The organism is Rhodococcus sp. UNC363MFTsu5.1 (assembly GCF_000686785.1).
GTDB lineage: Bacteria > Actinomycetota > Actinomycetes > Mycobacteriales > Mycobacteriaceae > Rhodococcus_G > Rhodococcus_G maanshanensis.
This window is the reverse complement of sequence record NZ_JMLO01000049.1, coordinates 1-12819: the sequence shown is the minus strand read 5'-3', so window position 1 is coordinate 12819 and position 12819 is coordinate 1. Positions and strand designations below refer to the sequence as shown.

The 12819-nt window shown below is 67.5% G+C and carries 12 protein-coding genes and 1 pseudogene; 8 read left to right on the top strand and 5 right to left on the bottom strand.

What is annotated here, in order from left to right; translation table 11 throughout:
- Positions 1-427 (bottom strand): TetR/AcrR family transcriptional regulator (locus BR31_RS0124680; RefSeq protein WP_037178266.1); only part of this gene is annotated, 427 nt, incomplete at its 3' end.
- A 100-nt stretch (positions 428-527) separates the two neighbouring features.
- Positions 528-1646, bottom strand: a complete 1119-nt coding sequence (locus BR31_RS0124675; protein WP_027503302.1) for an agmatine deiminase family protein — start codon at positions 1644-1646, stop codon at positions 528-530.
- 218 nt (positions 1647-1864) lie between these two features.
- Here BR31_RS0124675 and BR31_RS0124670 point away from each other — a divergent pair, with 218 nt between their 5' ends.
- Both BR31_RS0124670 and BR31_RS0124665 read left to right on the top strand, forming a co-directional pair.
- Positions 1865-2953 carry an agmatine deiminase family protein gene (locus tag BR31_RS0124670; protein WP_027503301.1) on the top strand — a complete coding sequence of 363 codons (1089 nt, stop codon included), beginning with the start codon at positions 1865-1867 and terminating at the stop codon, positions 2951-2953.
- Between the two features lie 47 nt (positions 2954-3000).
- Positions 3001-3861, top strand: a complete 861-nt coding sequence (locus BR31_RS0124665) for a class II glutamine amidotransferase (RefSeq protein WP_027503300.1) — start codon at positions 3001-3003, stop codon at positions 3859-3861.
- On the opposite strand, the gene BR31_RS30040 is transcribed toward BR31_RS0124665, so the two are convergent.
- Positions 3809-4510: a cysteine hydrolase family protein gene (locus BR31_RS30040; RefSeq protein ID WP_231496694.1), complete on the bottom strand. Its 702-nt coding sequence runs from the start codon at positions 4508-4510 to the stop codon at positions 3809-3811. The genes BR31_RS0124665 and BR31_RS30040 overlap by 53 nt on opposite strands.
- 52 nt (positions 4511-4562) lie before the next feature.
- Here BR31_RS30040 and BR31_RS0124655 point away from each other — a divergent pair, with 52 nt between their 5' ends.
- On the top strand, positions 4563-4964 hold the full coding sequence (locus BR31_RS0124655) for a PaaI family thioesterase (protein ID WP_027503299.1): 402 nt from the start codon (positions 4563-4565) through the stop codon (positions 4962-4964).
- A 76-nt stretch (positions 4965-5040) separates the two neighbouring features.
- Here the strand turns inward: BR31_RS0124655 and ahpF are convergent, their stop codons facing one another.
- Both ahpF and ahpC read right to left on the bottom strand, forming a co-directional pair.
- Positions 5041-6639 carry an alkyl hydroperoxide reductase subunit F gene (ahpF, locus tag BR31_RS0124650; protein WP_027503298.1) on the bottom strand — a complete coding sequence of 533 codons (1599 nt, stop codon included), beginning with the start codon at positions 6637-6639 and terminating at the stop codon, positions 5041-5043.
- Between the two features lie 159 nt (positions 6640-6798).
- Complete coding sequence (gene ahpC, locus BR31_RS0124645) at positions 6799-7362, bottom strand: alkyl hydroperoxide reductase subunit C (protein ID WP_027503297.1); 564 nt, start codon at positions 7360-7362, stop codon at positions 6799-6801.
- 241 nt (positions 7363-7603) lie between these two features.
- On the opposite strand from ahpC, the gene BR31_RS0124640 reads away from it, so the two are divergent.
- The 5 genes and pseudogenes from BR31_RS0124640 to BR31_RS30025 form a co-directional block, all read left to right on the top strand.
- Positions 7604-8650, top strand: a complete 1047-nt coding sequence (locus BR31_RS0124640; protein ID WP_027503296.1) for a tocopherol cyclase family protein — start codon at positions 7604-7606, stop codon at positions 8648-8650.
- Positions 8651-8700: 50 nt separating this feature from the next.
- Positions 8701-9657, top strand: coding sequence for a LysR family transcriptional regulator (locus BR31_RS30035; protein ID WP_051637726.1), 957 nt, complete (start codon positions 8701-8703; stop codon positions 9655-9657).
- 1251 nt (positions 9658-10908) lie between these two features.
- The gene (locus BR31_RS0124625) at positions 10909-11709 is read left to right on the top strand and encodes a hypothetical protein (RefSeq protein ID WP_231496695.1); all 801 of its coding nucleotides are present in this window, start codon (positions 10909-10911) and stop codon (positions 11707-11709) included.
- Positions 11710-11816: 107 nt separating this feature from the next.
- The gene (locus tag BR31_RS30815) at positions 11817-12386 is read left to right on the top strand and encodes a hypothetical protein (protein WP_027503294.1); all 570 of its coding nucleotides are present in this window, start codon (positions 11817-11819) and stop codon (positions 12384-12386) included.
- A gap of 116 nt (positions 12387-12502) precedes the next feature.
- A pseudogene (locus BR31_RS30025) lies at positions 12503-12819 on the top strand (Ig-like domain-containing protein); the annotation flags it as partial.

Sequence of the window (12819 nt, the reverse complement as noted above, 5' to 3'; positions counted from 1 at the left end):
GGCTCGCCTGACCCACGGCCTGCGCCTGCCGGATGAGGGTTTCGGCATCGCGTGCCCACGCCTCCGTCGTGGTCCGTAGCGGGTCCCGCAGGTCATCGGAGAAGACGGCGCTCGCCCGGAGCTCACCCCAGGCGATGCTGTTCTCCCGGACCTCAGGGATGCCCTGGATCTCGAGCAGGAGCATCTGCTCGAGTTGCGTTCGGGGGTCGGAGGATTCGAATGCCTCGTCGGAATAGCGCTCGGCCCTGTCATTGATGTGGTCGAGGGCGCTGCGCAGTACCCCGGACCGGTCCTGGAAGTGGTAATAGATCAGGGCGGTCGAGACACCCGCCTCGGCAGCGAGCTTCTCCACCCGCAGGCCGCGCACGCCGTCCTGCGCGATCACACGGACCGCTGCTTCCATGATCTGTGTTCGACGGTCTGCCACGACACCTCACTCTACGGACGCCTTCGGGCCGCCCGGTTTGACGCGCTGACACCACGTCGAACCGGTGCCCCTGATTTCGACCAGCGATCCTCGATCGGTTCTAGTCCGCCGGTTCCTGCTGGGTGGTGCAGTGGATGCCGCCACCGCCCGCGGCGATGCCGTCGATGTTGATCTGCACCACCTTGCGGTCGGGGAACAGACGCTCCAGTTCCTCTTTCGCGACCTTGTCGGTTTCGGGGTCGCCGAACTCGGGGGCGATCACCGCGCCGTTGCAGACGTAGAAGTTGATGTAACCGGCTGCGAAATCATCGGATTCGAACTCCGGCCTGACCGTGCCAGGTGCATCGAGAACAACGACCTCGAGCGCGCGACCCTGCGCGTCGGTCGCGGCCTTGAGGATCTCCAGGTGGCGGGCGGTGACGTCGTGGTCGAACGATTCCGGGTCGGGATCGTATCCGGCGACGACAACGCCAGGGCGGGCGAAGCGGGCGTAGAAGTCGGTGTGGCCGTCGGTGATGTCCTTGCCCTTGATGCCGGGCAGCCAGATGATCTTGTCGAGACCCAGCAGGGCCCCCAGCTCTGCCTCGACATCCTCCTTGGACCACCCGGGATTCCGGTTGTCGTTGAGTACACAGCTTTCGGTGATGATGGCGGTTCCCTCGCCATCGACCTCGATGCCACCGCCCTCGAGGATCAGGTCGGTGGGCAGCGACTCCACTCCGGCGCGCGCGGCGACGAGGCCCGCCACGCCCGCATCCTGGTCGAAGTCCTGCTTCTCGCCCCAGCCGTTGAAGTTGAAGTCGAGCCCCGCCAACGCCGCGCTCCCCTTCACGAACACCGGGCCGGTGTCCCGCATCCAGAGGTCGTCGAGCGGGGCCTCGATCAGCTCGACGGAGGGACCGACCAGCCCGCGGGCCAGGTCCATCTCCTCGGGACGAACCAGCATCGAGACGGGCTCGAACTGCGCGATGGTCTGCGCGATCGTCGCCAGATTGCGCCGAACCTCTGGAAGCAGCTCGGCGCCCCAGACTTCCTCGCTCGCACCGAATGCCATCCAGGTCCGCTTGTGCGGGTCGCCCTCTTCGGGCATCCACCACTCGCGCTGGTCGGCGTCGTCGCCACTACCGTCCGCGGACGAGGACCCGCCGTCAGTGCACCCCACAACCAGCAGTCCGCCGGCCGCTGCCAGGCCCGATTGCAGGAATTGTCGTCTGAGCATCGCGTGAATCTTCCTGTTCTCCCCCAACCACGACCCGCGGGCCTGTGATCGTTTGTCGAGGGTGCCGGGTGTGGGTCCCGCTCCTGTGTAGACGCGCCGCCAAGATGTCGCGCGGCGGCTGTTTCACATCCTATCCTGACCAAAGATTCAGTCAAGGGTAGGGTGTGAATGGTCAGACAGCACCGACTCGAGCGCGCACGACATCAGGAGAAGACGACATGGGTAAGGGCCGATTAGCACAGGTGGGCGACGCGCTCGCCGCCCTGCTCCTCGGAGATCCCGGCAACAACGAGGACGACGGGCGTCGTTGGTCGATGCCGGACGAAGGCGAGCGGCACAAGCGCACATGGATGACATTCGGCGCCGGCGAAGAGGTATGGGGTGGGCATCTACTGTCGCAGGTCCGTCACGACCTGGCGCGCATCGCGCGGACGATCGTCCAATTCGAACCCGTCTCCATGCTGGTGCGCCCCCACGAGATCGATCTCGCCCGCCACCTGATGGGTGGCGCGGACGTCGAGTTGATCGAGGCCCCACTCGACGATCTGTGGATGCGCGACACCGGGCCGGTGTTCGTCAAAGGCGAGGGCACCACGGCCGGAGTCGATTTCAACTTCAACGGCTGGGGCGGGAAGCAGAAGTGCCGCCGCGACCGCGGCGTGGCAGACGTCGTCACCCGCCACGCCGGTGTGGAGTCACTGCCGACCGATCTGGTGCTCGAGGGCGGAGGCATCGAGGTCGACGGTCATGGCACCGCCATCATCACCGAGAGTTGTGTACTCAACAACAACCGCAACCGGGGCTGGAAGAAGAAGGACGTCGAGGAGGAGCTGGCATACCTGCTGGGGCTCGAGAAGATCATCTGGCTGCCCGGCATCTCGGGCTTCGACATCACCGATGGTCACACCGATTTCTACGCCCGCTTCGCTCGACCTGGCGTGGTCGTGGCCGGTCTGGACACCGACCCGAGCTCGTTCGACTACGACGTCACCCACACGCACCTCGAGATCCTGCGCTCGGAAACCGACGCGCGCGGCAGCGCCCTCCAGGTCGAGGTGATCGAGGGCCCGACGCACGTCCGGCCGACGTACGACGACGAGGACTTCGCGGCGGGCTACATCAACTTCTACGTCTGTAACGGCGCCGTCATCGCTCCGGAATTCGGTGATCTCGAGGCGGATTCGGCCGCACGGGCCACACTGGGACGGCTGTTCCCCGACCGCCAGGTCGTGCAGATCAACATCGACGGCATCGCGGCAGGCGGTGGCGGCATCCACTGCACCACCCAGCAGGAACCCGAGAACTAAAGGCACTGCCGGCGTCACACAGGCGCGAAACGCACTACCGTGGGTGCATGTGCCGCTTGTTCGGGATGACCAGCGCACCGTCGCGGGTCCGGGCCACGTTCTGGCTGCTCGACGCCGCGGACAGCCTGGCCGAACAGAGCAGGCGCGATCCCGACGGCACCGGCCTCGGCACCTTCACCGCCGACGGCGAACCACTCGTGGAGAAGCAACCCCTGCCCGCCTACGCGGACGCCAGCTTCGCGACGGAGGCAAAGGAACGCGAATCCGCGACCTTCGTCGCCCACATCCGACACGCCTCCACCGGCGGGCTCGCGATGGTCAACACCCACCCGTTCAGCCGCAGCGGGCGCATCTTCGCACACAACGGCGTGATCGAGAACCTGCCCCGATTGGAGGCGGAGCTCGGGCCGTACCGATCGGCGGTCGCGGGCGACACCGACTCCGAGCGCTTCTTCGCGCTGATCACCAAGCACATCGACGGCCACGGCGGCGATGTCACCGCAGGCATCACCGAGGCCGCCCGCTGGGTCGCCGAGCACCTGCCGATCTTCGCCATCAACATGGTGCTGACCACCCCGACGGAGTTGTGGGCGCTGCGCTACCCCGACACCCACCAGCTCATGATGCTCGACCGCGCGCCGGACACCGGCAGGCACCTCGAACACGCCAGCCCGGCGGGCACCGTCCGGGTCCGGTCGGGCGAACTGGCCTCGGCGCCAGCGGTTGTGGTGGCCAGCGAGCGGATGGACGAGAACCCCGGGTGGCGCTCGCTCGCGTCCGGCGAACTGCTGCACGTCGACGCGGAGCTCAACATCGACACCGCCGTGATCCTCGACCACCCGCCCGCGCATCCGCTCACGCTGGCCGACCTCGGCGCCACGGCGGCCGCGTCGCAGGCGAGCCGCTGACCGGACCTCCGTCCAGCGCCGCGACGATCTCGGCCGCGGTGGCGTGCACCGCGCCGATCCGCCCGGCCTCCTCGAGGTGCCGGTCGTCGACCCCCGAGATCGCGTCCGACGCGATGAGCACCCGCAGGTCCCGCTCGCTCGCGTCGACGATGGTGGCGCGCGGGCAGTTCGGATAGTTGCAGCCCGCCACCACCACGGTGTCGACGCCGCGCTCGCGCAGGTGCGACTCGAGCTCGGTCCGGTGGAATGCGCTCCACCGCGGCTTGAACAGCACGATCTCGGTCGGCGAGACCTGCTGCAGCCCGCCGCGCAGGAGCAGGTCCGGGTCGAGGTCCGCGACGCCGAACTCGGGCACGATCTGCGATCCCACGGTGCCCGGGCTCGCCATCCGCGCGCCCGCCGCGATGGCCGACCGCCGGACGAGGTCGACATCGTCGCCCGCGTAGAGCCGGACGATGTGCACGATCGGGCGCGACGCGGACCTGTAGGCCTCGAGCAGCCGCGCGATCGCTGGCAGCACCTGCGTGGTGCCGGCGATCGGGCTCGATCCGCCGTCGACGAAGTCGCGCTGGGTATCGACCACGAGCAGGGCGGAGGTGGCCAGGTGCGGGGCGATCCAGGGGTCGAGACGCTCCTCGAGTGTGCTCACACAGTCACCGTATCGACACATGGGCGGGGGACGGCGGGTCTAGCATCGATTCATGGAGCTTGACGAGCTGCTGGCAACCATGCCGTTCGCGGTGAAGTCGGGAATCGAGCTGGTCTCCGCGACCCCAGGCGAGGTCGTCGGCCGACTGGCGTGGAGCGAGGACCTCACCACCGCGGACCACATCATGCACGGCGGGGCGCTGACCACCCTCGCGGACAGCGTCGGCGCCGTGTCCGCGTTTCTCAACATCCCCTCGGGCGCCGCGCGGGTCACGACGGCCTCGAACGCGGTGTACGCGCGACAGGTACGCCGCGGCGTCGTCACCGCCGCCGCCCGTCCGTTGCACGTCGGCCGCAAGACGATCCTGGTCTCGATCGACCTCACCGACGACGACGGCAGACTCGTCTCACAGGTCACGCAGTCGCACGCCGTCGTCGGCGACGCCGGCTTCTGAGCCGGCACCGCCGAGCGGGCACAAACGACGCCGGCGCCGACCCGGGCACACCGAGTCGACGCCGATGCCGATGCCGTTACGAGACGGCCACCTCGACCGGCGCCCCAGCATCGGAGGGGACGCTGGTACGGATGAGGTGGTCGAACGCGCCGAGCGCTGCCGTCGCGCCCGCTCCGGCGGCGACGATGATCTGCTTGTACGGAGCGGTCGTGCAGTCGCCCGCCGCGAACACGCCTGGGACGGACGTCCGCCCGTGGTCGTCGACGACGATCTCGCCGCGCGGGGTGAGATCGACCGTGCCGGAGAGCCATTCCGTGTTGGGGAGCAGCCCGATCTGCACGAAGACGCCGTCCAGGTCGACGGTGTGCGACGCGTCGGTCGTGCGGTCCGTGTAGGCCAGGCCGGTGACCTTGGCGCCGTCACCGCGGACCTCGGTCGTCAGGGTGCTGAGCAGGATGTCGACGTTGGGCAGGCTGCGGAGCTTGCGCTGCAGGACGTCGTCGGCGCGCAGCTGCGAGTCGAACTCGACCAGCGTGACGTGCGCGACGATGCCGGCGAGGTCGATGGCCGCCTCGACGCCGGAGTTGCCGCCGCCGATCACGGCGACGCGCTTGCCCTTGAAGAGCGGTCCGTCGCAGTGCGGGCAGTAGGTGACGCCCTTGTTGCGGTACTCGTTCTCGCCGGGCACGTTCATCGCCCGCCAGCGGGCGCCGGTGGACAAGATCACGGACTTCGACAGGAGTCGGGCGCCGGACGCGAGCTCGACCTCGACGAGGCCGCCCTCGACCTCGGCGGGAGTCAGCTTCGCGGCGTTCTGCACGTTCATGATGTCGACGTCGTACTGCCGGACGTGGTTCTCCAGCTCGGCGGCGAACTTCGGGCCCTCGGTGTAGGGCACCGAGGCGAAGTTCTCGATGCCCATGGTGTCGAGAACCTGGCCACCGAACCGCTCGGACACGACTCCGGTGCGAATCCCCTTCCGCGCGGCGTAGATTGCCGCGGTGGCGCCTGCGGGCCCGCCGCCGACGACCAGCACATCGAACGGGTCCTTCTCGGAGATGGCCGCGGCGGTACGGTCGGCCGATCCGTCGTCGAGCTGGCCGACGATCTGCTCGAGGTTCATGCGGCCCGAGCCGAACGGTTCGCCGTTGAGGAACACCGTCGGGACCGCCATGACCTGGCGGTTGTCGATCTCGTCCTGGAACAGGGCGCCGTCGATCGCGATGTGCTTGATGCGGGAGTTCAGCACGCACATCAGGTTCAGTGCCTGCACGACGTCGGGGCAGTTCTGGCAGGAGAGGGAGAAGTAGGTCTCGAAGTAGAAGTCGCCCTCGAGGTCACGCACCTGGGCGAGCAGGTCCGCGGACTCCTTCGAGGGGTGGCCGCCGACCTGCAGCAACGCGAGGACGAGCGACGAGAACTCATGTCCGAGAGGGATACCGGCGAACTGCACCTCGATGTCGGTGCCGACGCGGCGGATCACGAAGGACGGCCGACGCGGGTCGTCGCCGGTACGGGAGTGGCTGACCAGGTCCGACATGCCGGCGATCTCGTCGAGGAGTGCGCCGAGTTCCGCGGACTTCGGGCCGTCGTCGAGGGTGGACACCAGCTCGATCGGCTGGATCACCTTCTCGAGCAGCGTCTTCAACTGGTTTGCGAGGGAGGCTTCGAGCATGAGGGTCTACTCCGAAAGTTGGCAGAACAGTGACCGGAAGAAACGGGAGTCGGCGAACTTCTCAGCTCGAGCCGAGGCGCGGGTGAGCCGCACGAGGGGACGGTGCCGGTGGCACGGGACGTGAGCACCGTGCCACCGGTGCGGACAACCGTCGACGAATCAGATCTTGCCGACGAGCTCCAGCGACGGGGCGAGGGTGTCGTCGCCCTCTTCCCACTTCGCCGGGCAGACCTCGCCCGGGTGCGACCGGACATACTGGGCGGCCTTGACCTTGCGGACCAGCTCGGAGGCGTTGCGGCCGATGCCCTCGGCGGTGACCTCGGTGAACTGGATGACGCCGTCCGGGTCGACCAGGAAGGTGCCGCGGTCGGCCAGGCCCTGGTTCTCGCGGAGCACCTCGAAGTCGGTGCTGATCTGCAGGGTCGGGTCGCCGATCATCGCGTACCGGATCTTGCCGATGGTGTCGGACGACGCGTGCCACGCCTTGTGGGTGAAGTGGGTGTCCGTGGAGACCGAGAAGACCTCGACGCCAAGGCGCTGGAGCTCCTCGTAGTGGTCCGCGAGGTCACCGAGCTCGGTCGGGCAGACGAAGGTGAAGTCGGCAGGGTAGAAGTAGAAGACGGCCCACTTGCCCTTGATGTCCTCGTCGGAAACGCTAACGAAGGCACCATCTTTGAACGCCTCGGCGGAGAAGGGCTTGATCTTCTTGTTGATCAGCGACATGCATAGCCTCATTCGTGAACGGTGTGTTGGTATGTCCGTTTTCGACACTATCGACCGCCGATTGATCAGACCAATCAAAGATAGTTCGAACATTGATAGTGGACGGCTATAAGGGCTGGATTCCGCTTCTGGGAGCGCGAGTCTGCACCGAAATGTGAGCGATACCACAGCCACCCAGCGGTGGAGCGGCATCGGTCGCAACCCGCCCACCGATCGGGTCGGCCCCGGCTACCGTTGAGCGATGTCGCGCTTGCTCGACGCGTACCGCCGCACCGGGGCCGACCTGCCGTTCGGCGATCCCCTTGCCGCCCACGGCGTCGCCATGGAGGGCTACTTCTGGCGGTTCACCCTGCCCGATCCGGGCCGGGTGGTGATCGCGCTGTGCGGGATCAACCGGGCGGCCGACGGCAACTGGGCCACCCTTGGCCTGGCCGCGCACCCGGGCGGGTTCCTGCGGACCGCCGCGCATCCGGTCGCGGCCGCCGACCCGCACCGACTCGGCGCCGTCGCCGGGGAGGCGTTCCGCGGCGAGCCGGGTCGCCTGCGGGTGGACCTCGGTCCCGACGCGGGGCTCGACGTGCGGATCACAGATCCGAGGCCGTGGCCACGCCGGATCCTCGGAGGTTCGAGTGTCTTCCAGACGATCCCGGCGCTCAACCAGTACTGGCACCCGTGGCTGCTCGGCGGCCGCGCCGAGGGATCCGCGACGCTCGGCGGCGAGGAATGGGACCTCACCGGAGCCCAGGTGTACGCCGAGAAGAATTGGGGCCGAGGCGGATTCCCCGAATCCTGGTGGTGGGGCCAGGCGCAGGGCTTCGCGGAACCACAGGTGTGCGTCGCCTTCGCTGGCGGCCAGGTCAGCGCCGGACCGCTGCGCACCGAGGTCACCGCCGTCGTGGTCCTGCTGCCGGACGGACGGTTGCTCCGGCTCGGCGACCCGGCGATCTCCCCGGTGCGGGCGCGGGTCACCGACGAGCACTGGACGCTCCGCGGCCGGAGCCCGCGCTGGAGCGTGGACATCGAGGGCCACGGCACGCTCGGCGACGCGCACATCCTCCCGGTTCCGCTGCCCGCCGAGCGGCGCAACGTCCCCGGTGCGCTGGAACATCTGGGCGCCCGGATGTCGGTGACGGTCCGCAGGGGACACCGGACGGTCTGGTCAGGCGAGTCGACCGTGGCGGCGCTGGAGCACGGCGGGCTGGCCCGCGCCAGGGCCGAGGCGGACCGGCGGGGAGCGCGACCGGACGCGACCGATGCCCCACCCCTTCCCCCGCGGCCGGCGCTGTGACCTTGAACTTTCTGTGACACGGACCCTGGATCGTCATACACTGCCCCGCCATGGAGCTCCAGACGCGTCAACTTCGCTATTTCGTGGCAGTAGCAGAGGAGTTGAGCTTCACCCGCGCTGCGCAGAAACTGCACATCGCACAGCAGGCATTGAGCGCGCAGATCAAGCAGCTGGAACAGAGCCTCGGGGTGACGCTGCTCGTCCGCACCACGCGCAGCGTGACGCTGACCGCTGCCGGTGCCGTATTCCTCGACGACACCAGCACGCTGCTGGCGGCCCTGGACGATGCCGCCGAGCGCGCCCGCGCGACGCACCGCAGCGAGAACGAGCGACTGGTGCTGGGGTTCCTCGAGGGCGCGGCACTGACCCTGACCGAGCCGATCATGTCGGCGTTCCGCGATCGGCACCCCGGGGTGACGATCGAGATGCGTCAGTTCAACTACGACGACCCGTCCGCCGGACTGAACGACCGGTCGGTTGACGTGGCGTTCGTGCGGCGCCCGCTCACGACCGACGGCGTCGACTTCGAGCACCTGTTCACCGAGCCACTGGTCGCTTTGGTGCGGACCGATCACCCCCTCGCCGATCGCGCCAGCGTCGATGTGGCCGACCTGATCGACGAGCTCATGTACGGGGCGGTGACCACCGACCCGGCATGGAACGCCTTCTGGGAGTTCGAGGCGCATCGGGGCGGAAAGCCCGGGCGGATCATCTCCCACTCGAAGACTCTGCTCGAGGAGTACCAGAAGGTAGCGGCAGGCGTCGGCATCGTGGCGACGGTGGCGGCCGCGCGCTGGGTTTCGTATCCAGGGGTGAAGACCCTGCCGATCGCCGATGCCGATCCGAGCGAGGTCGCGCTGGCGTGGCCGCGCGACACCGACTCGGCGCTGGTGCGCTCGTTCATCGACGCCGCCATCCGGGTGCGCGACGGGCGCCCCGACCTGGTCAAGAGGCTGGAAGAACCGGACCCCGACGAACGAACGATGCCCACCCTCATCCCCTACTGACAAGGGGATCTTGTCAATCCATGCAGAAATGGATGTTTCACTTCCGAACCACCCGACCATAGGGTTCTTGGTGCTGGACGTCCGTATGGGCGTCCAACCCGATGAACGTGCCGGTCCCACCCGACCGGTGCCTGGCGACCGCGCGTTGACCCGCGCGAATCGAGCGAACGGCCGATCCGGCCCGCGCGACGTTTCGCGCATCGCCCATCGGGCAGCACGGTCAGACCCGCCGCGCGCGGGTTCGTCCTGGGCACCCGCCCAGCGGAAGAGGTGGAACATGGCAGCACGAGGCCGAGCCCTCGCCCGCATCGCCTGCGATGACGATCTTGTTCGCAGCGGCCACCGCGCAATGGGTACACACCGAATCGACGGCGCCTGGTGGTCATTGGAGTGAGCTTGCGGCGATCCGCGTGCCGTGCGCGACGACAACACCGGTCGTACGGCACGAAGTCCTGCGTCCGGCCCCCGGGCGGGCGACAGGGAATGAACACCCCTCGCAGGTAACAGTACGATCTCGGCCCGTCCTATGGAGGCCGGGTATCGATAGCGCCGTCGACATGTCCTCATGGGGCGTCTGTTTCATTCATTGAATCTCAAATAGTTCATTCCACGTATAGCGGAGCTGCGCCACAAGAAAACGCATCTACTCGATTTAGAATTCGATTCACTGGGTTGGCGCGGCAGCGCGCAGGCACCGCCGACGGCAACGCCCCCCAGTGGACCCGAGCCTTGATCCAGCTGCCTGACCATCGCCACTAATCGGCCTCTACCTGCAACAATGAAATAGAGTCAGCCATGCAAGGCCGACATCCCGCTCACATCCGGGACGTCGGCCCTGTCGGCGTGCAGCGGTACCCCGGGCGCAACCATGAACACTTGATGAATTCCAATCGGCCCATTGCCATTATTGATACGCGACGTTACAGAACGAAATAAACGGGGCGAGAAACCTTCGCATCAAACCTCTTACACACGCCAATTCGGTGTGATAGAAACTACTCCGCCGCTACACATCACGTTGCGGTCACAGAGAATCACAACATCATCAAGGAGAAACCATGGCGAACCTGTCTGCGGCGATCGACTCGATCACGACCATCATCAACGCCCTCAAGGCGCTTTCGTCGCTCAGCTGACGGCTCGGCGCCGGTGCCACTCCCGAAGGGCACCGGCGCCTGCCGCCTCCCCTCTCTTGATCGATCGCCACTGCCCCACCGGCGACACGGAGCGGTCGAGAACCCGTTGAACACGGTGGCCTGGACCGCCCGGGCCACCGTGACAGCCATCCCGGTCGGCCGCTGGCTCGACCGCACCGAAGAGAAGTCAGGAAATCCCATGCAGCCGAAGTCCGCTCGTCGTATCGCAGCTCTCGCGGCGGTCGCCGCACTGCCGACCGCCCTCCTCGGGGTGGGTGCCGGCACCGCGAACGCCGCCAACCCGGACTGCAAGCAGTCCAGCCACTCGCAGAAGAACGACTGGAGCACCGTGTGGATCACCCACACGTACGACAAGTCCGTCTCGGCCGCCGAGGCCGCCGCCGGAACCAGCATCACCTACAAGATCGTCGTGGGGACCACCAGCATCGGGAACCCCTACGTCAACTCCATCTCGGACTTTCCGCCGGCCGGCTTCGGTACGCCCACCGCCAAGGTCACCGCCTACCACCTCGCCGGGGGCCAGAAGACCGAGAACGTCACCCCGCAGCCGAACGGGGATGGCAGCTGGAGCGTGAACAGCACCGGGTGGTTCGTCAACTCTGGCAACCCGGTGACCGCCGAGTTCACCTACAAGGTCCCGGCCGGGGTCCGGACCGGCGAGTCCGTCGTCAGCGGCGGCGCCGCTGTCGGCGGCACCGTCGGCGTCGGGACGACCAAGCCCGACCTGGCGGCCTGCTTCACCGTGCGGGAGAGGAACCCGGGCGAGGCTGCGACCGGCAGCATGGACGACGCCGGCATCGGCTCCAGCGGCGGCCAGCTGAGCTCCACCGGTACGTCGTCGGACCTCGCGGCCGACACCATCACCAAGGTCATCAAGAACCTCGCCGGCAGCTAGCGCCGGCCTCCCGCTCCGGCGCCGCGGTCGAGCGCGGCGCCGGAGCACCACCCCGAAAACCGAACGCGTAGGCGTGGTCACGCCTACGCGACCGAAAGGGAATTCGCATGGCACATCGAGCACTCACGCGCGGCATCGCCGCCGGCGCGGCAACCGCACTCTCGGTCGGCGCGTTGGCCCTCCTTGGTGGTGGCATCGCCGGCGCCGCCCCCGCCTCGGTCACCTGGGACGAGGGATCTACCCGGTTCACCCGCGGGGTAAGCAACGCCACCCCCACTGTGGGCGACACCATCACGGTCACAACGAAATTCGAGCGGACCAAGGCGGTCGAAGAGCGACTCAACTGGGTCAAGGACTATCACGACTCCTGCCTGACCTACGTCTACGACTCGGCCAAGATGAACGGCAGCCCCGTCGAGCCCCACCTCGACATCAAGCCCGGTTTCATCGCCGCCGACTTCATGGCCACCAGCTACCAGGCGACCGTCACGCAGGCCAGTCCCGTCACCGTCACCGCCCAGTACAAGGTCGGCGAGAACTGCCAAATCGGCGCCAAGCTCAACTCCGGCATGGAGTACATCGGATCCCGCGGGCCCGGCAACTACAGCACCAAGGGCCCCCAGATCACGGTCAAGGCCGGCGGCACCGGCAGCCTCGGCTCCCTGTTCGGCTCCTGAGCCGGCCGGCGACAAATACACCTTGCGGGCTTCGGCGCCCAGCCCTCGCGGGCGCCGAAGCCCGCACCCCACAGCCCGCGGCGATGCTCCTGGCCGCACCAACTAAAGGAACCCCCATGGCACATCGAGCACTACAACGCATCGTCGCCGCAGGCGCCACCACCGCTCTCGCCGTCGGAACACTCGGCCTGCTGTGCACCGGCATAGCCAACGCAGACTCCAGAAAAATCGAGTGGTGGGACGGGAACACCCACTTCTTCCGCACCATCAGCAACGAAACCCCCGCCGTCGGCGAGACCATCACCATCACCACCAGGTTTGAACGAAGCAGCGAAGAAAAGATCGACTGGGTCAAGGACCACCACCCCAACTGCCTGACCTACGTCAACGACTCGGCCACGATGAACGGCACACCGGTCGAGCCCTACCTCGA

Bases quoted from the DNA above. Each gene is read 5' to 3' on its own strand.
- BR31_RS0124655 (WP_027503299.1), top strand. From the start codon at position 4,563: ATGGAGCTTGACGAGCTGCTGGCAACCATGCCGTTCGCGGTGAAGTCG.
- ahpC (WP_027503297.1), bottom strand. From the start codon at position 7,362: ATGTCGCTGATCAACAAGAAGATCAAGCCCTTCTCCGCCGAGGCGTTC.
- BR31_RS30815 (WP_027503294.1), top strand. From the start codon at position 11,817: ATGGCACATCGAGCACTCACGCGCGGCATCGCCGCCGGCGCGGCAACC.
- BR31_RS0124665 (WP_027503300.1), top strand. From the start codon at position 3,001: ATGTGCCGCTTGTTCGGGATGACCAGCGCACCGTCGCGGGTCCGGGCC.
- BR31_RS0124675 (WP_027503302.1), bottom strand. From the start codon at position 1,646: ATGCTCAGACGACAATTCCTGCAATCGGGCCTGGCAGCGGCCGGCGGA.
- BR31_RS0124670 (WP_027503301.1), top strand. From the start codon at position 1,865: ATGGGTAAGGGCCGATTAGCACAGGTGGGCGACGCGCTCGCCGCCCTG.
- BR31_RS0124640 (WP_027503296.1), top strand. From the start codon at position 7,604: ATGTCGCGCTTGCTCGACGCGTACCGCCGCACCGGGGCCGACCTGCCG.
- ahpF (WP_027503298.1), bottom strand. From the start codon at position 6,639: ATGCTCGAAGCCTCCCTCGCAAACCAGTTGAAGACGCTGCTCGAGAAG.
- BR31_RS30035 (WP_051637726.1), top strand. From the start codon at position 8,701: ATGGAGCTCCAGACGCGTCAACTTCGCTATTTCGTGGCAGTAGCAGAG.